The 23,604-nt window shown below is 32.4% G+C and carries 25 protein-coding genes; 11 read left to right on the forward strand and 14 right to left on the reverse strand.

Going from position 1 to position 23,604, the window contains the following annotated elements:
* Positions 1–185 precede the first annotated feature (185 nt).
* The 3 genes from AC1RRN_RS02720 to AC1RRN_RS02730 are packed head-to-tail and all read left to right on the forward strand — an operon-like array spanning position 186 to position 2,802.
* Positions 186–1,577: an RtcB family protein gene (locus tag AC1RRN_RS02720; RefSeq protein ID WP_492965822.1), complete on the forward strand. Its 1,392-nt coding sequence runs from the start codon at positions 186–188 to the stop codon at positions 1,575–1,577.
* 12 nt (positions 1,578–1,589) lie between these two features.
* Positions 1,590–2,279, forward strand: coding sequence for a peptide chain release factor H (gene prfH / locus AC1RRN_RS02725; protein ID WP_492965823.1), 690 nt, complete (start codon positions 1,590–1,592; stop codon positions 2,277–2,279).
* Positions 2,266–2,802 (forward strand): hypothetical protein, encoded by a 537-nt coding sequence (locus tag AC1RRN_RS02730; RefSeq protein ID WP_492965824.1) that lies wholly within the window; start codon positions 2,266–2,268, stop codon positions 2,800–2,802. Before prfH ends, AC1RRN_RS02730 begins: the two co-directional genes overlap by 14 nt.
* Before the next feature lie 72 nt (positions 2,803–2,874).
* On the opposite strand, the gene AC1RRN_RS02735 is transcribed toward AC1RRN_RS02730, so the two are convergent.
* From AC1RRN_RS02735 to AC1RRN_RS02770, 8 genes are all read right to left on the reverse strand, one after another.
* Positions 2,875–3,621, reverse strand: coding sequence for an acyl-[acyl-carrier-protein] thioesterase (locus AC1RRN_RS02735; protein ID WP_492965825.1), 747 nt, complete (start codon positions 3,619–3,621; stop codon positions 2,875–2,877).
* A gap of 61 nt (positions 3,622–3,682) precedes the next feature.
* A complete protein-coding gene (gene miaA / locus AC1RRN_RS02740; RefSeq protein WP_492965826.1) occupies positions 3,683–4,603 on the reverse strand; it encodes a tRNA (adenosine(37)-N6)-dimethylallyltransferase MiaA in 921 nt (306 codons plus the stop codon).
* 155 nt (positions 4,604–4,758) lie between these two features.
* The gene (locus tag AC1RRN_RS02745; protein ID WP_492965827.1) at positions 4,759–5,598 is read right to left on the reverse strand and encodes an ion transporter; all 840 of its coding nucleotides are present in this window, start codon (positions 5,596–5,598) and stop codon (positions 4,759–4,761) included.
* 30 nt (positions 5,599–5,628) lie between these two features.
* Complete coding sequence (locus AC1RRN_RS02750; RefSeq protein WP_492965828.1) at positions 5,629–6,990, reverse strand: exonuclease domain-containing protein; 1,362 nt, start codon at positions 6,988–6,990, stop codon at positions 5,629–5,631.
* A gap of 66 nt (positions 6,991–7,056) precedes the next feature.
* On the reverse strand, positions 7,057–7,716 hold the full coding sequence (locus AC1RRN_RS02755) for a YggS family pyridoxal phosphate-dependent enzyme (RefSeq protein WP_492965829.1): 660 nt from the start codon (positions 7,714–7,716) through the stop codon (positions 7,057–7,059).
* Complete coding sequence (locus AC1RRN_RS02760; RefSeq protein WP_492965830.1) at positions 7,707–8,228, reverse strand: hypothetical protein; 522 nt, start codon at positions 8,226–8,228, stop codon at positions 7,707–7,709. Before AC1RRN_RS02760 ends, AC1RRN_RS02755 begins: the two co-directional genes overlap by 10 nt.
* Positions 8,229–8,241: 13 nt before the next feature.
* Positions 8,242–9,129, reverse strand: a complete 888-nt coding sequence (locus AC1RRN_RS02765) for a 3-hydroxyacyl-CoA dehydrogenase family protein (protein ID WP_492965831.1) — start codon at positions 9,127–9,129, stop codon at positions 8,242–8,244.
* Positions 9,130–9,219: 90 nt separating this feature from the next.
* On the reverse strand, positions 9,220–10,185 hold the full coding sequence (locus AC1RRN_RS02770; RefSeq protein ID WP_492965832.1) for a Gfo/Idh/MocA family protein: 966 nt from the start codon (positions 10,183–10,185) through the stop codon (positions 9,220–9,222).
* A gap of 211 nt (positions 10,186–10,396) precedes the next feature.
* Here AC1RRN_RS02770 and AC1RRN_RS02775 point away from each other — a divergent pair, with 211 nt between their 5' ends.
* Positions 10,397–11,038 carry a protein-L-isoaspartate(D-aspartate) O-methyltransferase gene (locus AC1RRN_RS02775; protein ID WP_192184989.1) on the forward strand — a complete coding sequence of 214 codons (642 nt, stop codon included), beginning with the start codon at positions 10,397–10,399 and terminating at the stop codon, positions 11,036–11,038.
* 27 nt (positions 11,039–11,065) lie between these two features.
* Here AC1RRN_RS02775 and AC1RRN_RS02780 read toward each other — a convergent pair whose 3' ends face one another.
* The 3 genes from AC1RRN_RS02780 to smpB all read right to left on the reverse strand — a co-directional run bounded on the left by AC1RRN_RS02780 (position 11,066) and on the right by smpB (position 13,381).
* The gene (locus tag AC1RRN_RS02780; protein WP_492965833.1) at positions 11,066–12,115 is read right to left on the reverse strand and encodes a Fic family protein; all 1,050 of its coding nucleotides are present in this window, start codon (positions 12,113–12,115) and stop codon (positions 11,066–11,068) included.
* An 89-nt stretch (positions 12,116–12,204) separates the two neighbouring features.
* A complete protein-coding gene (locus AC1RRN_RS02785) occupies positions 12,205–12,843 on the reverse strand; it encodes a putative periplasmic lipoprotein (protein ID WP_492965834.1) in 639 nt (212 codons plus the stop codon).
* A gap of 82 nt (positions 12,844–12,925) precedes the next feature.
* Positions 12,926–13,381 carry an SsrA-binding protein SmpB gene (gene smpB, locus AC1RRN_RS02790; protein WP_072971105.1) on the reverse strand — a complete coding sequence of 152 codons (456 nt, stop codon included), beginning with the start codon at positions 13,379–13,381 and terminating at the stop codon, positions 12,926–12,928.
* Between the two features lie 140 nt (positions 13,382–13,521).
* Here smpB and AC1RRN_RS02795 point away from each other — a divergent pair, with 140 nt between their 5' ends.
* Both AC1RRN_RS02795 and AC1RRN_RS02800 read left to right on the forward strand, forming a co-directional pair.
* A complete protein-coding gene (locus tag AC1RRN_RS02795; RefSeq protein WP_492965835.1) occupies positions 13,522–14,148 on the forward strand; it encodes a hypothetical protein in 627 nt (208 codons plus the stop codon).
* A 105-nt stretch (positions 14,149–14,253) separates the two neighbouring features.
* Positions 14,254–14,481 carry a VF530 family protein gene (locus AC1RRN_RS02800; protein WP_492965836.1) on the forward strand — a complete coding sequence of 76 codons (228 nt, stop codon included), beginning with the start codon at positions 14,254–14,256 and terminating at the stop codon, positions 14,479–14,481.
* Here AC1RRN_RS02800 and AC1RRN_RS02805 read toward each other — a convergent pair whose 3' ends face one another.
* The 3 genes from AC1RRN_RS02805 to AC1RRN_RS02815 form a co-directional block, all read right to left on the reverse strand.
* Complete coding sequence (locus AC1RRN_RS02805; protein ID WP_492965837.1) at positions 14,482–15,036, reverse strand: DUF3575 domain-containing protein; 555 nt, start codon at positions 15,034–15,036, stop codon at positions 14,482–14,484.
* Between the two features lie 135 nt (positions 15,037–15,171).
* Positions 15,172–15,720: a GNAT family N-acetyltransferase gene (locus tag AC1RRN_RS02810; protein WP_492965838.1), complete on the reverse strand. Its 549-nt coding sequence runs from the start codon at positions 15,718–15,720 to the stop codon at positions 15,172–15,174.
* A 10-nt stretch (positions 15,721–15,730) separates the two neighbouring features.
* Positions 15,731–16,582, reverse strand: a complete 852-nt coding sequence (locus AC1RRN_RS02815; RefSeq protein WP_492965839.1) for an aldose 1-epimerase family protein — start codon at positions 16,580–16,582, stop codon at positions 15,731–15,733.
* A gap of 187 nt (positions 16,583–16,769) precedes the next feature.
* Here AC1RRN_RS02815 and AC1RRN_RS02820 point away from each other — a divergent pair, with 187 nt between their 5' ends.
* The 5 genes from AC1RRN_RS02820 (at position 16,770) to AC1RRN_RS02840 (ending at position 23,600) form a co-directional block, all read left to right on the forward strand.
* Positions 16,770–19,034 carry a M1 family metallopeptidase gene (locus AC1RRN_RS02820; protein ID WP_492965840.1) on the forward strand — a complete coding sequence of 755 codons (2,265 nt, stop codon included), beginning with the start codon at positions 16,770–16,772 and terminating at the stop codon, positions 19,032–19,034.
* A gap of 469 nt (positions 19,035–19,503) precedes the next feature.
* Complete coding sequence (locus AC1RRN_RS02825; protein WP_492965841.1) at positions 19,504–20,145, forward strand: GNAT family N-acetyltransferase; 642 nt, start codon at positions 19,504–19,506, stop codon at positions 20,143–20,145.
* Between the two features lie 64 nt (positions 20,146–20,209).
* Complete coding sequence (locus tag AC1RRN_RS02830) at positions 20,210–21,403, forward strand: argininosuccinate synthase (protein WP_007806017.1); 1,194 nt, start codon at positions 20,210–20,212, stop codon at positions 21,401–21,403.
* Positions 21,396–22,373 carry an N-acetyl-gamma-glutamyl-phosphate reductase gene (gene argC / locus AC1RRN_RS02835; protein WP_492965842.1) on the forward strand — a complete coding sequence of 326 codons (978 nt, stop codon included), beginning with the start codon at positions 21,396–21,398 and terminating at the stop codon, positions 22,371–22,373. The genes AC1RRN_RS02830 and argC overlap by 8 nt, the downstream gene beginning before the upstream one ends.
* Before the next feature lie 87 nt (positions 22,374–22,460).
* Positions 22,461–23,600 (forward strand): aspartate aminotransferase family protein, encoded by a 1,140-nt coding sequence (locus AC1RRN_RS02840; protein WP_492965843.1) that lies wholly within the window; start codon positions 22,461–22,463, stop codon positions 23,598–23,600.
* The last annotated feature ends 4 nt before the right edge of the window (positions 23,601–23,604 follow it).

A 23,604-nucleotide genomic window follows, 5' to 3' on the forward strand; every position in this document is an offset into this window, starting at 1 on the left:
ATATAAAAAGCCCGAAGACATTTAGTTTCGGGCTTTTTTATTCTAGACACTTCAAATTTTCCCGAATAATTGATTTTATTATTTATCCGAAAAGGATAAAAGATTCCGCACACTCATGTTTTATTCAGACTAATCAAGTTTGAAAAGCATCTGTTTGCAAAACGACAAGAATAATTAAAAAATTTATGGGAAATAAATTATCCGGAAAAGACCTGATTAAATTAGGCTTTCCAAAAAACAATTCAATAAACATTGCCTTAGGGCAAATAAACAGATATAGAAAAAGAGAAAAAAAGGAATCTATTCTAACAGAAGCTAAAGAGGTTTTACTTCATCCGGAAAAGTTTGAAGGAAACGGAACCTGGGGAAAAGTAGCAGAAGGTTTGATAAATCCTGTTCAGGTTAGAATGCATCAGTTGAAAAATACACGGGCACCTTTTACCATCTTTGGAGAAAATGATATTGATCAACAAGCTAAATTTCAGTTGTATGATTCATTAAAATTACCAATTTCAATTGCAGGGGCTTTAATGCCAGACGCACATTCAGGTTATGGATTACCAATTGGCGGAGTTCTGGCAACAGACAATGCAGTGATTCCGTACGGTGTGGGAGTAGACATTGGGTGTCGAATGAGTCTTTCAATTTTTGATTTACCGTCATCGTATTTCAAAGGAAAAGAACATCAATTAGAAGCAATTTTAAAAGATAATACCAAGTTTGGAATGAATGAAGTTCATGCTTCAAGAGTAGATCATGAAGTTTTTTACAAAAGTGAATTTCAGTATATTCCATTGTTAAAGAATCTTTTGCCAAAAGCTTATAAGCAATTAGGAAGTTCTGGTGGTGGAAACCATTTTGTAGAATTTGGAATTGCAAAAATTGATAATCCTGAAAATGAATGGAAGTTAGGAGCAGGAGAATATTTTGCTGTTCTGTCACATAGCGGCTCACGGGGTTTGGGTGCTAATATTGCCAAACATTATACTTACTTGGCAACAAAGCAATGTTCCTTGCCTAAAAATGTACAGCACTTAGCCTGGTTAGACTTAAATACGCATGACGGCCAGGAATATTGGCTGGCAATGAATTTAGCAGGAGAATATGCAAAAGCTTGTCATGATGATATTCATAGAAGAATCGCCAAAGCAATAGGAAAAAGAGTAGTTGTGACGATAAAAAATCATCACAATTTTGCCTGGAAAGAAATGTTTAACGGGCAAGAATGTATTGTGCATAGAAAAGGTGCAACACCGGCGGCAGAAGGTCAATTAGGAATTATTCCAGGATCGATGACTGCGCCTGGATACATTGTGAAAGGAAAAGGAAATGCGGAAAGTTTAAATTCGGCTTCGCACGGAGCTGGACGTTTGTTTTCGAGAGCGAAATGTAAAAGTACTTTCACACAAAGTGAAATCAAAAAGGTTTTGAAAGCCAACAACGTAACTCTAATTGGAGGAAATATTGATGAAGCTCCGATGGCTTACAAAGACATTACAAAAGTGATGGCTAATCAAACGGATTTGGTTGAAGTTCTGGGAACTTTTACTCCAAAAATCGTTAGAATGGACAGATAAAAGATATTTAAAGTGGAAAAAATAATTCAGATAACGGCAGGTCGTGGACCTGCAGAATGTACTTGGGTTGTTGCCCAAGTGCTTAAGAAAGTTTTGGAAGAAGCTCAGGAACAGCAAGTAGAAACTGTTTTGTTACAAAGAGAAGCAGGTCAGGAAAATGGAACTGTTGAGACAGCTTCGATTTCTGTAAAAGGAAGAAATGCAGCTCAATTTGTAGATTCATGGATTGGGACTATACAATGGATTGGGCAGAGTCAGTTTCGAAAAATGCACAAACGCAAAAACTGGTTTATCGGGATTTTTGAAATCGAACCGCAAAAACAGGCAGCAGTTTCAGAAAATGATATTCAATATCAGGCTATGCGAAGTTCAGGAGCTGGTGGACAGCATGTGAATAAAGTGAGTTCAGCGATAAGAGCAACTCACATTCCATCGGGAATTGCAGTAGTTTCAATGGACAGCCGCTCACAACACCAAAACAAAAAACTGGCAACAGAAAGATTATTAAAAAAATTAGAAGACGAAAAACTGATTCAGCTTAAGAATCACGTTGGTAAACAATGGGAAAACCAGCTTAATATTGAACGTGGTAATCCTGTGAGAGTTTTTACCGGAAGTGATTTCAAAAGGAATAAAGTAACGAAAAGTTATAAAGGAACTCGTCAGAAATTAAAACAAGATTTACGAAATGAAAACAATTGATAAATACCTTTTTCAGGCTTTGGATAATTATCCCTATTCGCTTGAAGAAACAATTGAGTCTTTAGATTATGCTTTTTCATATGATGCAAAAAATACAATGGTTTTGTGTTTGTATGGAAGAATTCAGGCTGAGCAGCTATGGAATTATGAAGAAGCCAAAAACTATTTTCAAGAGGCTTTAGCCATTAATATTCATGCGCTTGAAGTTTATCCGTATTACCTTAAAACCTTAATACTGAATGAAGATTATGAGGAAGCTCAAAAATTGATCGATTTTGCGTTGACAATTAAGGGAATAAATAAATCGGATATATTTGTACAGAAAGCTATTCTTCTTGAAGCGAAACAAGAGTTTAAAAAAGCTTTAAAAGAAATTAAAAATGCTAAACTTACAACTTTACAGTTCGCTTTTGATTCTGATATTACAGAAGTTGAAAAAAGAATTAAAGGCAAAATTGAGTTGCTTGAAAATAAAAAGAAACCTAAGAAATCGAAAAAGGATTCAAAAAAGAAATCAAAGTGATTTTTAATTTAAATGTAAAAAGCTGTATTTCCAATTTTGGAATACAGCTTTTTTTTATTTGAATCTGAAATATTATTTCCAGTGCAATTCTAAAGCAAAACAAGTCTTTTCATTTTTTGTAATGCTGAATGTAGCTGTAGTATGGTCATCGTCTTCACTTTCATGAATAACAACATTATCTTTCAGAGACAGCTCTTTCATGAAATTCATTTCGAAGCTTTTAACTTCTTGTTTTAGAATTCTTTTTGGATCAACATGATCCAGGCACCATTCCAGATATTTAACGTTATTTACGTGATTTACAATGTCTAAATCTGATAAGTAAACTGTTTTTTCAAAAACGACTTCTTTATCATGATTGATATTTATTTTTGAAAAACCTTCAGTTGTTGCTCTGTTTTCAGGAAATAATTCAAAATGTTCGTAGGGCAAAGCCAAAGCTTCAGGACGGCGCAATTGTGTATTAAAAACAGCCCAATACGTTTCGCAGCCTACTATTTTTTTTCCGTTAACATACATTTCTAATGCACGAACGGAACGTGAATTTTCTAAACTGTTAATCCATGTTTTTACAGTAACAATATCCTGCCATTTTGGTAAAGCACTTATTTCAACTCTCATTCGGCTTAAAACCCAGGCCTGATGAAATTCCTGCATGTCAAAGAAACTGATGCCTCCAAGTTCAGAATGTGCGGCCGCTGTAAGTTGTAAAATATTGCACAAATCAGTATATTTTAAAAAACCGTTTGGTGTACATTGCGTGAAATTGATTTCCCAGTCTTTGCTTAAAACTGATGTGAAATTTGGAGATATAGGCATTTTTGAATTTTAGATTTATTTTAGAGAATAGAATAAAGAGTATAGAAAAAAGATTTTTGATTTACTTAGAATTTTTTTCTACGTAATTTATAATTTCTTTTCTATTTGTTGCGTAATCAAACCATTTCGTATTTTCGTTTCTTTTGAACCACGTCAATTGTCTTTTGGAAAACCTTCGGGTATTTTTCTTGATTTCTTCGATGGCAAACGGAAACGAAAATTCTCCATCAAAATAACTAAATAATTCTCTATATCCGACTGTTTGTAGCGCATTTAACGCTTTATTAGGATACAAAGCTTTAGCTTCATTTAATAAACCTTCGTTCATCATAATATCAACACGTTGATTAATACGATCATAAATTACTTTTCTATCTGCTTCTAAACCAATTAAAATAGGAGTGAAATTTCGGTTGTTTTTCTTCTGATTTAAAAAAGAAGAATATGGTTTTTTAGTTCCGATGCAAACTTCTACAAAACGCATCATTCGCTGTGGATTTTGAAGTGTTTGCGGGTTTTCTAAAGTTATTTTTTGAAAATAGTCCGGATCTAAATCTTGCAATTGCTCTTGTAAATAGGTAATTCCAAGTTTTTCATACTTTGAATTTACTTCAGAACGAACTTCCGGATTAATTTCGGGAAACTCGTCAAAACCTTTTAAAATTGCGTCTACATATAATCCCGAACCACCAATTAAAATGGCAAAATCATTCTTTTGAAATAATTCTTCTAATTTTAAAAGTGCTTCTTTTTCATAATCACCAACGGTATAATTTTCGAAAATGGATTTATTTTGGATAAAATGATGTTTTGCAGCATTTAATTCTTCGGGATTAGGAACTGCGGTGCCAATAGTCATTTCTTTAAAAAACTGACGACTATCACAAGAAATTATTTCGCAATTAAAATGTTGTGCCAAAGCAATACTCAAGGCAGTTTTGCCTATAGCTGTTGGTCCGACAATGGTAATTAAGTATTTCATATTTTTCTAGCCCAGATGGGAGTGGAAACCCCGGACTTATATTTGTTAGTTTTTTTTGGGATAAAAGAGCGACCAGCGGAAGCTCCTTTTATGCCTTAAAAAAACAACAAAGATAAGGAGGAGTTGGAGTGTACAGCTGGAAATAGCTCCATAAATTAAACATTAGGTAATTCTGTTCCGCATTCGTAGCAATATTTCGCATTATCGAAGTGGACTTGCGAATTACAGTTTTTGCAAGTCTTCTTACCGCTTACGGTGTTGTTTTTTAGACTGTTTTTGGCAAATTCAGCAGTTACAATTCCAGTTGGAACAGCAATAATTCCATAACCCAAAATCATAACGAATGAAGCGACGAATTGACCTAAAGGAGTTATAGGTGAAATATCACCATAACCAACTGTTGTCAAGGTTACTATAGTCCAATAGATGCTAACTGGTATACTTGTAAAACCACTTTCCTTGCCTTCTATCACATACATAACAGAACCGATAATTACGGTGCTGATCAATACGAAATAAATAAAAACAAGGATTTTTTCTTTACTGGCTTCAATTGCTTCACGCAGTTGTACGGACTGATGTGAAATTTGAGGAATGTGCAATATTTTGAATAATCGGAAAAAGCGTAATGCTCTTATGACTGATAAAATACTCGCTCCTGGGAAAAATATTGAAAGATACATTGGTAGTACAGCAAGTAAATCAATAATGCCATAAAAGCTAAAAATATATTTTACCGGTTTTTGAATCGAAATAATACGTAAAATATATTCGATGGTAAAAAAAACTGTAATTATCCATTCGCAGATAATGAGTTGAGAATGGTATTTTTGGTTGATTCCCTGAACGGTTTCCATCATGACCAAAAGAACGCTCAATAAAATTAATCCGAGTAAAACTAAATCGAAAAGTCTTCCTAAAACGGTATCTGTTCCGTAAAGAATTACTTTGATTTTTTCCCGAAAGCTTTCGTATTTAGATTTCATTTTTGTCATATTGACTAAGATAATGAAAATTAGGGTATTTTAAAAATGAAGAATTTTAAGCGATTTGCTTTTGCGCATGTAATTTTGGATTATATTTTTTACATCACGATTATTTTGCATCGGAATTAAAATGTTTTTCAAGATTTCGATATTCGTAATTTGATAATTCAAATCATAAAAAGCATATCCTTTATAAATACCATTTTCGATTAAAACGGCACTTCGTTCATTTATATTTCTTCCTCTGTCGAGCAGAATCATGTTTTTATTTTCGAAACTATGCTCAGAAATGAATTGTTGCACTCTTAGGTTATAAATTTCGGATGTAACTTCGCCAATACAAGCGCCGTCACATTCTTTTATTTTATATTGAAAACATTCTTTTTTAGTTTGATATAAACCTGTTAGTTTTTGGCATAAATGATACTTTGCAGTGAATTTGAAAAGCATATTTTTTCCTTCCTGCAAAGAAGCAAATGAAGTAATTTCTTTTTTACGACCGTCAGCTTTTTGAAGATTTAAGTTTAAATACCCGTTTGAATCTTTTTCGGCATATAAAGCGAATGGGAAAACCGTTTTTTTCTGGGAACGATTGTGTCTTGGTCGGTTTATTTTTACTTCTTCGCTTTCTTTTAATAATGCAATTAATTCGCTTCCGGTTTCGTCATATGTTATAGTGAAAACTTCAGCCTGGATTTTTTTGCTTTTTGTTGTAATTCCGGTGAAATGTTGATTTACCCTTTTTCGAATATTCTGACTTTTTCCTATGTATATTAAGGTTCCGCCTTCGTTATGAATGTAATAAACACCTGTTTTAGTTGGCATTTGTCCGACCAAATCTAATAATTTTGGTGCAATACCTTTTTCAACTTCCAGTTTTATAAAATCTTTTACAATTGTTTTTTCCAGATCTTTTTCTAAAAGCATCTTAAACAACTTTGTAGTTGCCATGGCGTCTCCACTGGCACGATGACGATCTGCCATTGGTATTCCGAGCGCACGAACTAATTTTCCTAAACTATAAGAAGGTTGTTCGGGAATTAGTTTTTTAGCTAATTCAACAGTACAAAGTGTTCTGGCTTCAAAATCGTAACCTAAACGTCTGAATTCAGTTCGTAGAATTCTGTAATCAAACGAGGCGTTGTGTGCTACAATAATACAATCTGAAGTGATTTCGATGATTCGTTTTGCAACTTCAAAGAATTTAGGAGCAGAATGCAACATAGCATTATTTATCCCGGTTAATTTCACCACAAAAGGCTGAATCGGAATTTCAGGATTAACAAGGCTAATGAATTGATCAACTACTTCATGGCCATCAAATTTATAAATGGCGATTTCGGTAATTCCTTCTTCATTAAACTGGCCTCCAGTGGTTTCTATGTCTAGTATTGCGTACAAATCAAGTATTCAGTGTTCAGTTTTTAGTAATCAGTTTAAAATCTACAATCTTTAATCTAAATTAAATTATCTTCCTCCAAAGATACTGCTTCCAATTCTAACCATTGTACTTCCGCAATCAATAGCAAGCTGGTAGTCTCCAGACATTCCCATTGAAATTGTATTTAGTTGTAAGTTTTTATCTTCAATTGTTTTGATTGAATCAAAAATAGATTTTAAATGTGTAAATTCTTTTTTAATTTGGATTTGATTTTCTGTGAAAGTTGCCATTCCCATTAATCCTAAGATACGAATATTTTCTAACTCTTTGAATTCAGATGAAGATAATAATTCATTTAATTCGTTTTCATCCAAACCAAATTTAGATTCTTCCTCAGCAATATATATTTGAAGCAGACAATCTATAATTCGATTATTCTTTAAGGCCTGTTTGTTTATTTCCTGCAATAATTTCAAACTATCAATACCATGAATCAAACTCACAAATGGTGCCATAAATTTGACTTTATTCGACTGGACATGGCCAATCATATGCCATTGAATGTCTTTTGGCATTTCTTCCCATTTATCCGTCATTTCCTGGATTTTGTTTTCTCCAAAAATGCGTTGGCCCGCTTCGTAGGCTTGCATTAAGTCAGAAACAGGTTTGGTTTTAGAAACTGCAACTAGAGTTACATTTTCAGGTAATGTGGATTTGATTATGTTTAAATTTAATGCTATTGACATTTTTCTATTTTTTCTTGAATTCTTAATAATACTAGTCTTTCGTCTACAATTATTTTTTCTTCCTTGAACCTCTTAAACTCATTAAAGATCTGTATTATTCCTTCATCAGAATATGTTTCGAATGAATTTATGATGTAATTATTTTTTTTGTTTTTTATTTTTAAATAAAAAGTAGCACCTCTTAATCCCTGCCGAGAACCAAGACTATGTATCTCAATATAACTTTGTTTTATATTTATCGATTTTATCCATTTCGTATTAAATGTTTCTCCATGTAGTATAATGCTATTTTCTTCGAAAGTTATTATATCGATATTGCTTTTGCTTCTGTTGATGATTATAAAAATACAAATTGTCAGAAGAAACACCTCAATTATAATTGTATATAAAATTGAAAGGTTAAAAACGAGAATTATTGGTGAAAGAAGAGTAAGCTCAATAAAAAAAGTTAGATTATTTAAATTGAAAAAACGCTGATTAAAATTTTTATATTCACTCTCAAATGTTATCATTTTTTAAAAAATCTTAAACAAATTGCTTAGAGATTTTCTCTGCTTTTTTACTTTCGCTATAATCATAAAAACCTTCACCAGATTTTACTCCAAGTTTTCCGGCTCTCACCATATTCACTAACAGTGGGCAAGGAGCATATTTAGGGTTTTTGAAACCTTCGTACATTACATTCAAAATAGCCAAACAAACATCAAGCCCAATAAAATCAGCTAATTGTAACGGTCCCATTGGGTGTCCCATTCCTAATTTCATTACGGTATCAATTTCATAAACTCCGGCTACTTTATTGTATAACGTTTCAATTGCTTCATTTAGCATTGGCATCAAAATTCTATTAGCCACAAAACCAGGATAATCATTTACTTCAACTGGAGTTTTTCCTAGTTTTACAGACAGGTCCATAATGATTTTAGTCACTTCATCGCTGGTATTATATCCACGAATGATTTCTACTAATTTCATAATCGGCACTGGATTCATGAAATGCATTCCGATAACACGTTCAGGGTGCGCAACAACGGCTCCAATTTGTGTAATAGATATAGAAGAAGTATTCGTTGCTAAAATAGTATTATGAGAACAAGCTTCGTTTAATTGTTTGAAGATGTTCAGTTTTAATTCAACATTTTCTGTAGCTGCTTCAACAACTAAATCAACGCCAACAACTCCGTCTTTAATATCAGTATAAGTAATAATACTGGTGATTGTTTTTGCGACATCTTCCTGAGTAATGGTCCCTTTAGACAACATTCTGTCTAAATTAGCGGCAATAGTTGCCATTCCTTTATCTAATGATTTTTCTGAAACATCAATAAGTTTTACGGTAAAACCACTTTGTGCAAAAGTATGAGCAATTCCGTTACCCATTGTTCCTGCACCAATTACAGCTATAGTTTTCATTTAAATTTAGGTATTATATTTAAGACTTTAGCCACGAATTCACCAATTAAATTCGTGAATTCGTGGCTAATTTATTTTTGAAATTATATTTTATTTATTGAAACAATCAATAATCTGATATGCTACACGTAAAGCATCTGTAGCTTGTTCTAAAGTTACAACCGGCGTAGTATCTGTATTAATAGCATTTGCAAAAGACTCTAATTCATCTAAAATTGCATTGTTTTGCTCTACATCAGGATTTGTAAAATAGATTTGTTTTTTTACACCTTCAGCATTTTGCAGAATCATATCAAAATCCCCAGGAACTTCCGGAGCATCTTTCATACGAACCACTTCACATTTCTTCTCCAGAAAATCAACAGAAATGTAAGCATCTCTTTGAAAAAATCGTGTTTTACGCATATTTTTCATCGAAATTCTGCTTGCTGTTAAATTAGCAACACAACCATTTTCGAATTCAATTCGGGCATTTGCAATATCAGGAGTATCACTAATAACAGAAACACCACTTGCATTGATATTTTTAACTTTCGAATTTACAACACTTAAAATGGCATCAATATCGTGAATCATTAAATCTAAAACGACAGGAACATCTGTACCACGTGGATTAAACTCAGCTAAACGATGTGTTTCGATAAACATCGGATTTTCGATCATGTTTTTTGTTGCAATAAATGCAGGGTTAAAACGCTCCACATGACCAACTTGTCCTTTTACATTGTATTCTTTGGCTAAAGCAATAATTTCTTCAGCTTCTTCTACAGTGTTGGCAATAGGTTTTTCTATAAAGATATGTTTTCCTGATTTAATGGCTACTTTAGCACATTTGTAATGTGAAAGTGTTGGTGTTACAATATCGATTACATCCACAGCGTGGATTAATTTTGCAATAGTGTTGAAGTTTTTATAGCCAAATTCTTTTGAAATTCTTTCGGCATTTTCTTGATTTTCGTCGTAAAATCCAACTAATTCGTATTTGTCAGATTGTTGTAATAAGCGTAAATGTATCTTACCTAAGTGACCAGCACCTAAAACTCCTACTTTTAACATGAGAATGTATTTTAAACAAAAATAGAATTTATTTGTTGAAAGTAAAAATGAATTTAGCTAATTGTGAATTGTGAATTGCGAATTGTAAATTATCGGTTGCGGCTTTTGACTTTCGACTTTTGACTTTCGGCTTTATTAATTTAATAATTAAAAATCAATATTTGATTTCTTTTTTACTTTCTTATTTTTGCCAAAATAAAACCTACCCATTTTGAAAGACACTGCCAAACATCAAGGACTTCGTAATCAATTAGTAAGCACTTTAGAACAAAAGGGAATTACTGATAGAGCGGTTTTGGATGCGATAAAAAAAATCCCAAGACATCTTTTTCTCAATTCAAGTTTTGAAGATTATGCTTATCAGGATAAGGCATTTCCTATAGGAGCTGGGCAAACTATCTCACAGCCTTATACTGTTGCTTTTCAATCGCAATTATTAGAAGTTAAAAAAGACCATAAGATTTTAGAAATAGGTACAGGATCGGGTTATCAGACTGCGGTTTTGTTTATGCTTGGTGCTAAAGTTTATAGTATTGAAAGACAAAATGAATTGTTTAAAGCTACCTCTAATTTGTTTCCGAAATTAAACATTCGCCCAAAGCATCTTTCTTTTGGAGATGGCTATAAAGGATTACCAAATCATGCTCCTTTTGATAGTATTATTGTTACGGCTGGCGCTCCATTTATTCCTCAACCTTTAATGGCGCAGTTAAAAATAGGAGGAAGGCTTGTTATTCCGTTAGGCGAAGATGTACAGATTATGACTTTATTAATTCGTAAAAATGAAACACAATTTGAGAAACATGAGTTTGGAGAATTTCGATTCGTTCCTTTATTAGAAGATAAAAATTAATAAGAAAGCCCAATTAATTGGGCTTTCTTATTGTGTAAGAATACTGATGTATCTTTCTAAGCTTTCTTTTTCTATCTGAGCAATAAAAAGTAAAAAATCTTCCTTATCTTTTTTTGTTTGCGCTTTTTCTAATGATTGATAATATTGCATTCTGTTTTCGTAATCACCTTTTATGTTGGCAATCAAATACCCTTTTTGCATTAATATTAAATTCATGACTAAACGTGAAGTTCTTCCGTTTCCATCAATGAAAGGATGAATCGTAACTAGTCTTTCATGCATTTCTGCAGCAAGGATAATTGGATGTAATTTGTTTTTATTTATTTCGTACCAAATAAAATACTCTTCCATTTCCTGAGCAACCATTAAAGGTTGTGGAGGCATATGACTGCTTCCCTGAATCATGACCTGAACTTTTCGATAACGTCCGGCATCTTCGGGAATAATTCCACGGAGAATTAAATTATGAATTGATAAAAGATCACGTTCATTCAAAGCATTATTTTTCTGCATTAAATCTTTGATAAAACCAATTGCTTCCTGGTGATTTATTGCTTCCAGATGTTCTCTCATACTTTTTCCGGAAATAGTTAAACCTTCATTGATAACCATATCAGTTTCACGAAGCGTCATAGTGTTTCCTTCAATTCTATTACTTTCAAAAGTATATTCCAATTCGAGAGCTTGTTTAATCTTGTAACTGTCAAATTTTCTATAAGTATCTAATTTATCTTTTAGGATATCAATCTCTTTTAAAATCTTTTCTAAAGAAGTTGATATTTTTAAATTTGATATTACTTTATTGTACCTTATCTCATCTTCGGCAACTTTTAAAGCTTTTAACGCTAACTCATCATCGCCAATTTCATATAAAATTTTTTCCTTTAACCATGCAATCATTAAAGTTTCAAAGTCAATTTCTAAAAGTTGAGAAAGTTTTGAAATTTGGTCTTTAGTAGGTTTTCTTGTTCCGCTTTCAAATTTACTTATTAATGCCTGATCAATCCCAAGAAGTTGTGCTACTTCACGAGTTTTTAATCCTTTTTGCTCTCTTGCATTTTTAAGAAGTATTTTCATTTTATAGAAATGATTTAAAATGTCTTGACAAAATTAGTCATTTTAAATTTTACAAAAAAAGCAATAAATAAATATTGCTTTTAATTATTTTATTTAGGTAATGATCCGTCTTTTTTCATTTCGCCAACAACAGCTTGCATAATGGCATCAACAGTTTGTCCTAAATCAGTAACATAGTCAGATTTAGTCGTTCCTGTCCAGATTAATTTATTTTGTTTTAATGAAAAAATATTGGTTTCAACCATATAAGATGTGGTTTCCTGATAATATCCGGGATCGTAGAAATTTGGAGAATACATTCCGTACCAGTTCCCAAATCCGTAACCATACATTCCGGTATACATTCCGTCAAATCCGCCATAATACATACCAGTATAAGTTCCTGGGACATAATTTGTTTCTTTTTCAGTACTTACCAAACGCATAGTAACGACTCCATCAAAATTTTCGTCTTGCAAAATTTTTAATTTTTGTTCCTGAGTAAGTTGCTTTGTAGTTTCGTTTAAAAATTGATAAGAAGTTTTGAAAATCTGATTACTGGCTGCTATCCTGTTTTCAGTAATTCTTCGGGAAGCTTCATCTTTTACTAAAGCAACAACTAAAACTTTTTTAAAGTGTTCCTGTGCAACAGTTACATCAGGATCCCTCCAGCTATTTACAATTGATGTATTACTGCCACAACTTGAAAGTGTCAGTACGGCGATTAACAAAACTAAGTACTTTTTCATATCTTACAGTTAAATTGTTTCTATAAAATTAACGATAAAATATTAATAAACACTTCTTTATGATAAAATTAAAGCTACACTTTTAATTGTAAGCTTTTTTAATTCGATCCAAGTCACGTTTTGTATCCTGCTCTTTTAAAGACTCACGTTTGTCGTAGTTTTTCTTTCCTTTACATAGACCTATTTGTAATTTTGCAAGACCTTTTTCATTCGTGAATAATTTTAGCGGGACAATAGTAAGTCCTTTTGCCTGTACACTTTTATGAAGGCTTTTTAATTCTTTCTTGTTTAAAAGCAATTTTCTTTCGCTTCTTGATTTATGATTGAATTGATTTCCAAAAGAATATTCTTCAATATAAGTATTGATTGCAAAAAGTTCTAGGTTATTAAATTCACAAAAGCTTTCGGTAATATTCGCTTTTCCTAAGCGTATAGATTTAATCTCTGTTCCGGTTAAAACAACGCCGGCAGTATAGGTATCGATTATCTCGTAATCGAAGCGGGCTCTTTTATTAAGTATATTGACTGTTTTTAACATAGTTGCAAATGTAAAACAAAATTGAAAAACTTTAATGCAATCTAAGATAATTAAAGATTTTTTTTAATCTATGATTTTGATCATGTTTAAGGAAAAAACTTACATATAAGTTTGTTGTATAATTTAAAACAAACTCAAACATGAAAAAAATTTTATCATTAGTTGGTATTGTGTTAATCGGTTTAACCGCAAAAGCACAAGATGCAAATCAAGGTTTAAAAGGAGCGTGGTTTGCTACTTCTCAATTTGGTTATCAACAAACTAAAACAGGAGATGTTAAGAATACAAATTTATCAGTAATACCAATTGTAGGTACATTCATCGCACCATCGGTAGCTGTTGGAGCAGGACTTGGTTATATTAACATGAAGTCGGATTTAAATGAAAAAACAGCAGCAAAAACAGATTTAATAGTAATCGAGCCATTAGCAAGAAAATATTGGAAGGTAGCTGGTTCTCTTTACTTCTTTGGACAAGCAGCATTGCCGGTTATCACAGGCAAAGAAAAAGAATCTGATACGAAAATAAATCAGTTTGGTTTGTCTGTATCAGGAGGATTTGATTATTTCGTGACCAAAAGTTTCTCAGTTGAGTTTTCTTATGATTTGGCAAATTTTACATCTACAACGATAGATCCAAAGGATGGTACTAAAACTACTATAACTAATTTTGGATTAGCACATATGGCAAATGTTGATTCAGCTTATTTAGTTGGAGGTTCAAGTTTAACAACACCACTTTCTGTAGGATTTAAATTTATATTCTAATAGTAGTCGATTTGATTTAAATTTAATTTCAATTCGTTAATTTTGTAAAAAAGAAAGACCATACTTTTTTAAGTATGGTCTTTTATTTTTATTTAAAAATATAAAATGGAAAATCAATCTAAAGATCCTTTACACGGAATTACGCTTCAATCGATATTAGAAAAGCTCGTAGCTTATTATGGCTTTGATACTTTATCAGAATTAATTCCAATAAAATGCTTTACTTCAAATCCTAGCATAAAATCCAGTTTAACCTTCTTACGTAAAACAGATTGGGCTCGTAAAAAAGTAGAAGACTTATATGTAAAGTCACTTCCTAAATTTGTCGAATAATTATAACTTATAAGAAATCATAACTCCACCTCTGTAAGGTAGCCATTCGCCACTTTTATTCCAGTTTTCAGCTTTGTCATATCTACCTGGTGTTCCATCATTATAATAACCATGATAAAAGCCCTGATGCCAACCACCGCCGGCAAAAATATCCAATAGAAATTTATCATTTAATTTAATATTGTAACCAACAGTAACACCTAAACGATAACCAAAACCATGCTCATATTTGGGGCTATCCCAATAATTCCATTTTTGTATATCATATACGTCTCCGCCAATGTGACCACCAACATAAAATCCATTGTATTTTTCTTTAAAGTGGTAACGAATTTCAGGGGTCAACGTAACAAATTTCATAGGATTATGACCATTTACAGATTCCCAAAAAGAAGCCATTACGTCAACGCTAAAAGTAGTTTTTTCTCCAATACTAGTTTCGATTCCAATATTTGGGATCGCAAATAAAGCAGTTGCACCATTAAATTTTACATAAGTCTGACTTTGACTTTGAACGGAAAAGAAAAGAATTAGAAGAATAAGTATTTTTTTCATAAGGTAAGTTTTCGGAATTCGAAATAAGGTTTAATTTCATATTTCGCGTGCAAATATAACGTATTAGCCTACTTACTATTATGATTTTTTTTTAATTTAACAAGATATTTTTTTTAAGCGAAATTGGCAACAATTTTATTTCTCTAGTAATGAGTAAATTACCTTATCAAGAAAACGACCTTCATAAAATTCAGATTCTTTAAAATGTGCTTCTTTAACAAAACCACATTTTTGTAAAACTTTTTCTGAGGCAAAATTTTCAGGGTCAATTACTGCTTCGATTGAATGTAATTTCAGATCATCAAAACCATATCTGATTAGTCTTTTTACAGCTTCAGGAATAATTCCTTTTCCGTGAAATTCAGGTGAAAGCATATAGCCAATTTCAGCGCGATAATTTTCAGGCTGCATTCTGTAATATCCAATAATTCCAAGCAATTTTGGATTATCTTTTAAAGCTATTCCCCAGTTGATTCCAACATTGGTAATAATTTTCTCTTCAATCATAGCAATATGCTCCAATGCATCTTCAGTGGTTTTTACTAAAGGTCTTGGAATATATTTCATGGTTTCAGGATTCGAGCGAAGTTCAAAAACCTCGTTTACATCATCGTTGGTAATTCTCCTTAAAAGTAAACGTTCAGTTTCTATTATTGGAAATGGAGAAAAGTTGAATTCTAACATTTTTTAGATTTTATAATATTTGGATACTAAATTTTGAAGAAAATGTATGATTTGCATCTAAAATTAAAATCCCTTCTTTTTCGAATAAATCACCTGAATTGTCATCGGTATCAGAATATCCCAGCCATGGTTCAATACATATAAAAGGAGCTTGTTCTTTTGTCCATATTCCTAAACTAGGAAAATCTGCAAAGTCAACTTTTATATATGGTTTTGAATTTTCAAGAATTGTAAGAGAATTTGATTCCAGTGTTTTGAAAATTAAAGCATCATTTTCAAACAATTTATAATTTAACGGAATTAAATTATTCGTCGTTTCTAAAATTTTAGTTTTATTTGAAATTAAATCATTTTCAAGTAGATAGTATTTCAGAATTTCTTCCTTTTCAAATTTCAAAGCATAATTTTTAAAATTATCAGGCAAAGCAATAGCCGGATGTGCACCAATAGAAAAGGGCATTTTAGTTTTACTATTATTAATTACTTTGTATTCAATATCTAAAGTGCTTTCCTGAAGTGTATAAATAAGTTGTAGTTCAAATTCAAAAGGATATTTTTTGAGTGTTTCTACATTTGACTGCAAAGAAAAAGTAGCGCAATTTTCTGTTTTACTAATCAATTGAAATTCCATATCACGCGCAAAACCATGCCTTGGCAGTTGATATTCTTTTTGATCAATAGTGTAAGTATTGTTTTTTAAAGTGCCTACAATAGGGAACAGGACAGGAGAGTGTTTTCCCCAAAAATCCGGGTTCCCTTCCCAGATAAATTCCTTATTCTGACTGTTCTTTAATGAACATAATTCTGCTCCTGCATGTTTGATCGAAGCTTTAAGTGTTGAATTTAAAATAGTTGTATTCAAAATGATATAGATTGAAAGAAATTAGTTTTTATCTAGCTGTAAATATATTTTATAAATTTTAGTTTTTGAAAGAAATTGCTTAAATTATTTTTTTGATAAAATTTTGCTAAAATTAAATTTAAGCTTAAACTTTCCTCTGTGGATAGCTTTTTTTTTCATTAATTTGCTACATAAACAGCTAAAAAATATGAAAAAACAATCCTCGAAAGCCATATTAACCATGGCTTTGTTTGTAGGGATTACTTCTGTTTGGGCACAAACCCCAGCAACAACAGCAGCAAACCCGGTAAATAACTACAATTATCATGATGCTTTTGCACCTCATTTTTATACAAAAAACGGTACATCAACCCGTTCTGCAAGTGGTCAGCCTGGAGTTGAATATTGGCAAAATCGAGCTGATTATCAAATAACAACAAAATTAAATGCTGTAAAAAATGAAATTATTGCTACTGATGAAATTACTTATACTAATAATAGTCCGGATAAATTGTCATTTGTTTGGTTGAATTTAGATCAGAATTTATTCAAAGAAGATTCAAGAGGGAATGCTGTTGTGCCTTTATCAGGAAGCCGTAATGGAGCTCAGGGTCAGGTCTTTGATGGTGGTAATAAAATTAAATCAGTAAAAATAATTTCTGGCGGAAAAACTAAGATTGAAACTGATGCAAAATTCATTGTGACAGATACCAGAATGCAAATTTTTCTTCCACAAGAATTGGCTTCAAAAGGAGGATCTGTAAAAATTAAAATTGATTTTTCATTTATTGCTCCTTTTGAAGGATCGGACAGAATGGGAGTTTTAGAAACTAAAAATGGAAAAATCTTTACGATCGCACAATGGTATCCACGTATGTGTGTGTATGATGATGTAAGAGGCTGGAATACTGCACCATATTTAGGAGCTTCTGAATTTTATTTGGAGTATGGTAATTTTGACGTAAAGATTACCGTTCCTGCAAATCACTATGTTGTAGGTTCTGGAGAATTATTAAATGGAGCAGAAGTTTTACCTGCGGAACAATTTAAAAGATATAAAGAAGCGTCTCAGAGTGACAAAACGGTTATGATTCGTACTGCAGAAGAAGTTGCAGCTACAGCAAATACAAATGCGGCATCGGAGAAAACATGGCATTATCAAATAAAAAATGCTCGTGACTTTTCATGGGCGTCATCTGCGGCATTTATCTTAGACGGAGCAAAAATAAATTTACCAAGTGGTAAAAAATCATTGGCTTTATCAGCATACCCTGTTGAAAGTGCTGGAAACGATGCTTATGGTCGTTCTACTGAATACGTAAAATCATCAATCGAAAATTACTCAAAAAGATGGTTTGAATATCCTTATCCAGCTGCAACAAACGTGGCAGGAAATGAAGGCGGAATGGAATACCCGGGTATTGTTTTTTGTGGATGGAAATCGAAGGGAGATGATTTGTGGGGTGTTACAGATCACGAATTTGGACATATCTGGTTTCCTATGATTGTAGGATCAAACGAACGTTTATTTGCATGGATGGATGAAGGTTTTAATACTTTTATTAACTCTGTAAGTTCATTTGATTTTAATAATGGAGAATACAAACAAAAACCTGCAGATCTTCATGAGGATGTGGAGTATTTAACTAGCCCAAAATTAGAAACCATTATGAGTTCTCCTGATAATATGAAGGAAGCAAATATTGGTGTTTTATGTTATGTAAAACCAAGTGCAGGATTAACAATTTTGAGAGAACAGGTTTTAGGAGAAGAGCGTTTTGATAAAGCATTGCGTACATATGTAGAACGTTGGGCATATAAACATCCAACTCCTGATGATTTTTTCAGAACAATTGAAAACGTTGCAGGAGAAGATCTAAGTTGGTTCTGGAGAAGCTGGTTCGTAAACAATTGGAGATTTGATCAAGGAATTAATTCTATTAAATATGTGAAAAACGATCCATCTAAAGGAGTTGTAATTACTGTTGAAAATTTCGATAAGATGCCAATGCCAATTATCTTGGATGTAAAAACAAAAAGTGGAAAAGTAACGAGAGTAAAATTACCTGTTGAAATTTGGCAGCGTAACAATGACTGGTCTTTCAAACACAATTCTATTGAAGAAATTGAAAGTATTACATTAGATCCTGATCATGTTTTTCCGGATTATAATGAAAGCAACAACGTATGGAGAGCGGGAAACGGTAAGGTAGAGAAAGATATTATCTTAGATGGTTATGTAGGAACTTATTCTACTTCAAAGGCACCTTTGAAAATTGAATTTACAGAGAAAAGCAGTGTTCTTAGTGCCGAGATAACAAATTATCCAAAATTTTCTGTTGAACCGGTTGCTGGAGAAAATGATACTTTTGAGTCAAAGAGAGCAGGAGTTAAATTTAAATTCAACGATGCTAAAACAGCTGTTGATATGATTTTGGGTGATGGAAAAGTAATTCCTTTTACTAAAAATTAAGGAATAAAAAATATAAATCATTTAAAACCCGATAGTTATTATTAACTATCGGGTTTTCTTTTGTTTAAAAATAACATTACGCTAAAAAAATGTTAGAATTTTATTTTTTTGTTTTGTAAATAAAAAAATAGTGTACTTTTGCAACCGATGAATAAAATAAGTTTACATATAACTTCTTTGTCACGGACAAACTCTCCTGTAACTTCTCCCGAAGTACGGATGCTATCTCTATAGTATTCACAGAGTTTTTCGCCGCGTATTTATTTATATTCATTTTTCATTTTGAAATCACACAATTTGTCCATTGGACAAACATATCCTAAAAGTATATATTATTTTGTAAATTTTCTTAATCAAGTTTTTGATTTTGAGAATGTTACTGCTATTTTGTCTAATTTTATTGGATTGATTTCCAGATTTCAAACTAAACAATACGTTTTAATTTTTAACTCTAACTTCAACTATTGAAATGAAAATCTCTATTGTTGTAACTCAAGAAGAACACTTCAAATTCGCACAGGAAATTTGCGATACGATAGAATCATCTGCCTTATTAAGAGGCACGGGGATAGCTAAAAGAACTCCTGAGTACATTCAGAAAAAAATGTCGAACGGTGATGCGATGATTGCTCTGGCAGATGGAAAATTTGCAGGTTTTTGTTATATCGAAAGTTGGCAGCACGGAAAATTCGTCGCGCATTCTGGTTTAATTGTACATCCCGATTACAGAAGTTTAGGTTTAGCCAAAAAAATCAAATCTAAAGTTTTTGATTATTCGCTGAAAAGATACCCAGATGCTAAAATATTTGGAATCACAACTGGTTTAGCCGTAATGAAAATCAACTCTGATTTGGGGTACAAACCGGTGCCTTTCTCTGAATTAACGACTGATCCAAGTTTTTGGTCAGGATGTAAAACCTGTACCAATTACGAAATTCTAAAAAGCAAAGAAAACAAAATGTGTCTTTGCACAGGAATGTTGTATGATCCAAAAGAAAAACAAAAAGATCCTCCAAGACATCCTTTTAATGAGGCTGTTTTGAACAGATTAAAAAAAATAAAACAAGCTTTATTCTTAAACAAAATTCTGTCTTTTATTTTTTTACCATAAGAATACCCTAAAAAAGAAATCTCAAACTTGCTAAATACGAAAGTATTAGCCTAAATTATATAAAATGAAAAAAGTTGTATTAGCTTATAGTGGAGGATTAGATACCTCGTATTGTTTGAAATATTTAAAAAATGAAAAAGGATACGAAGTTCACACCGTACTTGTAGATACAGGAGGATTTGATGCTGAAGAATTATCAGCAATTGAAAAAAGAGCCTACGAATTAGGAAGTGCACAACATGCAAACCTTACAATCGTAGATAAATATTATGATAAAGCTATAAAATATTTGATTTTTGGAAATGTATTAAAAAATAATACTTATCCGTTATCAGTTAGTGCAGAGCGTGTTTTTCAGGCTATCGAAGCTATAAAATATGCTAAAAAAGTAGGAGCAAGCGCCATCGCACACGGAAGTACTGGTGCAGGAAATGACCAAATTCGTTTTGATTTGATTTTCCAAACTATTGCTCCGGAAATCGAAATTATTACACCAATTAGAGATTTAAAACTTTCTAGACAAGAAGAAGTTGATTATCTAGCTCAAAATGGAGTTCACTATTCTTGGGAAAAAGCACAATATTCGATCAATAAAGGACTTTGGGGAACCAGTGTTGGAGGAAAAGAAACGTTAACTTCAAGTCAACCGTTGCCAAGTGAAGCTTATCCTTCTCAATTGAAAAAAGAAGGTGAAGAAAAAGTAAGACTTCATTTCGAAAAAGGAGAATTAGTTGGTCTAAACGGACAGTTTGATAAACCTTCAAACAATATTGTAGCTCTTGAAAAATTAGCAAACGCTTTTGCAATAGGTAGAGATATTCACGTTGGAGATACTATTATCGGAATTAAAGGAAGAGTTGGTTTTGAAGCTGCTGCACCCTTAATTATCATCAAAGCGCACCATTTATTAGAAAAACATACGCTAGGAAAATGGCAGCAATACTGGAAAGAGCAGTTAGGAAACTGGTACGGAATGTTATTTCACGAAGGTCAGTTTTTAGATCCGGTTATGCGTAACATCGAAACGTTTTTGCAGGACACTCAAAAGACTGTAAATGGTGTTGTAACGGTTTCTTTAAAACCATATCATTTTTCGCTTGACGGAATCGAATCTGATAATGATTTAATGAATACAGGTTTTGGCCAATATGGAGAAATGAACAATGCCTGGACTTCTGACGATGCAAAAGGATTTATCAAGATTTTAGGAAATGCTCAAAATATATTTTCATCTGTAAATCATTTAGATCATGATTAATGTCGGAATAATTGGTGGTTCGGGCTATACGGCCGGAGAACTTATCAGAATATTAATGTATCATCCCAATGTAAACATCGATTTTGTTTACAGTACAACCAATTCGGGTAAACCGCTTTCTGTGGCGCACCACGACTTGATGGGAGATATTGAAATGAATTTTACTGATACCATCAATCCAGATGTAAATGTTGTGTTTTTATGTTTAGGACACGGAAAATCAATTTCATTTTTGCAGGAAAATCAATTTGCTAGCCACACTAAAATCATTGATTTAGGAAATGATTTCAGATTGAATAAAGACGCTCATTTTGAAGGAAAAGATTTTATTTACGGATTGCCTGAAATCAATAAAGCCGAAATTAAAAAAGCAAATTATATTGCAAATCCTGGTTGTTTTGCAACTGCTATTCAATTGGCTTTATTGCCATTAGCGAAACATAATTTATTGAATAATGACGTCCATATTAATGCAACCACAGGAAGTACTGGTGCAGGAGTTGGACTTTCAGAAACGTCACATTTTAGCTGGAGAAACAATAATATGTCGCATTATAAAGCTTTTGAGCACCAACATTTGGGAGAAATCTCAGAAAGCCTGGTTCAATTGCAGGATGATTTTGAAAGTGAATTGCTTTTTATTCCGAATAGAGGAGATTTTCCAAGGGGAATTTTCGCAACCTTATATACAACTTCAGATGAAAGTTTGGAACAAACCGTTGCGAAATATGAAGATTTCTATAAAAACGAACCGTTTGTAACCGTTACGACGACAAATATCAATATGAAACAAGTCGTTCAAACAAACAAATGTATCATTAGTTTAATGAAAAAAGGAAACCGGATTTTGGTTACCTCAATCATTGATAACTTAACCAAAGGCGCTTCGGGACAAGCAATTCAAAACATGAATTTAATGTTTGGATTAGAAGAAACCACCGGTTTGCATTTGAAACCAAGCGGATTTTAATTTTAGTTGATAGTTGTTGGTTTAGAGTTAATAGAATATCGAACTTAAACCAACAACCATCAACCATCAACCAAAAACTAAAAAAAGATGAACTTATTCAACGTTTACCCATTATATGACATAACTCCTGTAAAAGCAATAGATTGTACCATTACTGATGACAAAGGAGTAGAATATTTAGACTTATATAGCGGACATGGTGTGATTTCTATCGGACACACACAGCCGGATTATGTAGCAAAACTTAAAAATCAATTAGACCATTTAGGATTTTATTCGAATGCGATTCAGAATCCTTTACAGGTTGAATTAGCTCAGAAATTAGGAAAGCTTTCTGGTTTAGAAGATTACGAATTGTTTTTATGCAGTTCTGGAGCTGAAGCGAATGAGAATGCTTTAAAATTAGCTTCTTTCCACAATGGAAAATCAAGAGTTGTAGCTTTTGATAATTCTTTCCATGGAAGAACTTCTGCAGCGGTTGCCGTTACAGATAATAAAAAGATTGTTGCACCAATTAACGCGCAGCAAGTAGTTACTTTTTTACCTTTAAACCAAATTGAACTAGTTGAAGCTGAATTAGCTAAAGGAGATGTTACAGCAGTAATTATCGAAGGAATTCAGGGAGTTGGAGGTTTAGATCAGGGAACAACAGAATTTTTTCAGGCTTTAGAAAAAGCTTGTAAAAAACATGATGTTGTTTTGATTTTAGACGAAGTACAATCAGGATATGGAAGAAGCGGAAAATTCTTCGCTTTCCAACATCACGGAATCAATGCTGATATTATTTCAGTTGCAAAAGGAATGGGGAACGGATTTCCGGTTGGAGCCATTTTAATTTCCCCAAAATTTGAAGCAAGTTTCGGATTATTGGGAACAACTTTCGGCGGAAGCCATTTATCTTGTGCTGCAGGAATTGCCGTTTTAGATGTAATTGAAAAACTCGATTTACAAAAAAATGTAAACGAAGTTTATGAATATTTCTTAGAAAAAATCAAAGAAGTTGATGGTATCAAACAAGTAAAAGGAAAAGGTTTAATGCTTGGAGTAGAATTTGATTTTGATGTAGCTGCTTTAAGAAAAAAACTAATTATCGAGAAACATATTTTTACTGGAAGTGCAAACAATAAAAATCTATTAAGAATTTTACCACCGCTTACAGTAAAAAAAGCGGATATCGATACGTTTGTAAAAGCTTTAAAAGAAAGTTTGGAAGAGTTGAAGAACTAAAAAT

It is taken from the genome of Flavobacterium sp. GW821-FHT11G01, from assembly GCF_058808175.1.

Excerpts from the sequence above, each read along its gene's own strand:
- AC1RRN_RS02720 (WP_492965822.1), top strand. The coding sequence starts at position 186 with ATGGGAAATAAATTATCCGGAAAAGACCTGATTAAATTAGGCTTTCCA.
- AC1RRN_RS02730 (WP_492965824.1), top strand. The coding sequence starts at position 2,266 with ATGAAAACAATTGATAAATACCTTTTTCAGGCTTTGGATAATTATCCC.
- AC1RRN_RS02735 (WP_492965825.1), bottom strand. The coding sequence starts at position 3,621 with ATGCCTATATCTCCAAATTTCACATCAGTTTTAAGCAAAGACTGGGAA.
- miaA (WP_492965826.1), bottom strand. The coding sequence starts at position 4,603 with ATGAAATACTTAATTACCATTGTCGGACCAACAGCTATAGGCAAAACT.
- AC1RRN_RS02745 (WP_492965827.1), bottom strand. The coding sequence starts at position 5,598 with ATGACAAAAATGAAATCTAAATACGAAAGCTTTCGGGAAAAAATCAAA.
- AC1RRN_RS02755 (WP_492965829.1), bottom strand. The coding sequence starts at position 7,716 with ATGTCAATAGCATTAAATTTAAACATAATCAAATCCACATTACCTGAA.
- AC1RRN_RS02760 (WP_492965830.1), bottom strand. The coding sequence starts at position 8,228 with ATGATAACATTTGAGAGTGAATATAAAAATTTTAATCAGCGTTTTTTC.
- AC1RRN_RS02765 (WP_492965831.1), bottom strand. The coding sequence starts at position 9,129 with ATGAAAACTATAGCTGTAATTGGTGCAGGAACAATGGGTAACGGAATT.
- AC1RRN_RS02770 (WP_492965832.1), bottom strand. The coding sequence starts at position 10,185 with ATGTTAAAAGTAGGAGTTTTAGGTGCTGGTCACTTAGGTAAGATACAT.
- AC1RRN_RS02780 (WP_492965833.1), bottom strand. The coding sequence starts at position 12,115 with ATGAAAATACTTCTTAAAAATGCAAGAGAGCAAAAAGGATTAAAAACT.
- AC1RRN_RS02785 (WP_492965834.1), bottom strand. The coding sequence starts at position 12,843 with ATGAAAAAGTACTTAGTTTTGTTAATCGCCGTACTGACACTTTCAAGT.
- smpB (WP_072971105.1), bottom strand. The coding sequence starts at position 13,381 with ATGTTAAAAACAGTCAATATACTTAATAAAAGAGCCCGCTTCGATTAC.
- AC1RRN_RS02795 (WP_492965835.1), top strand. The coding sequence starts at position 13,522 with ATGAAAAAAATTTTATCATTAGTTGGTATTGTGTTAATCGGTTTAACC.
- AC1RRN_RS02800 (WP_492965836.1), top strand. The coding sequence starts at position 14,254 with ATGGAAAATCAATCTAAAGATCCTTTACACGGAATTACGCTTCAATCG.
- AC1RRN_RS02805 (WP_492965837.1), bottom strand. The coding sequence starts at position 15,036 with ATGAAAAAAATACTTATTCTTCTAATTCTTTTCTTTTCCGTTCAAAGT.
- AC1RRN_RS02810 (WP_492965838.1), bottom strand. The coding sequence starts at position 15,720 with ATGTTAGAATTCAACTTTTCTCCATTTCCAATAATAGAAACTGAACGT.
- AC1RRN_RS02820 (WP_492965840.1), top strand. The coding sequence starts at position 16,770 with ATGAAAAAACAATCCTCGAAAGCCATATTAACCATGGCTTTGTTTGTA.
- AC1RRN_RS02825 (WP_492965841.1), top strand. The coding sequence starts at position 19,504 with ATGAAAATCTCTATTGTTGTAACTCAAGAAGAACACTTCAAATTCGCA.
- AC1RRN_RS02830 (WP_007806017.1), top strand. The coding sequence starts at position 20,210 with ATGAAAAAAGTTGTATTAGCTTATAGTGGAGGATTAGATACCTCGTAT.
- argC (WP_492965842.1), top strand. The coding sequence starts at position 21,396 with ATGATTAATGTCGGAATAATTGGTGGTTCGGGCTATACGGCCGGAGAA.
- AC1RRN_RS02840 (WP_492965843.1), top strand. The coding sequence starts at position 22,461 with ATGAACTTATTCAACGTTTACCCATTATATGACATAACTCCTGTAAAA.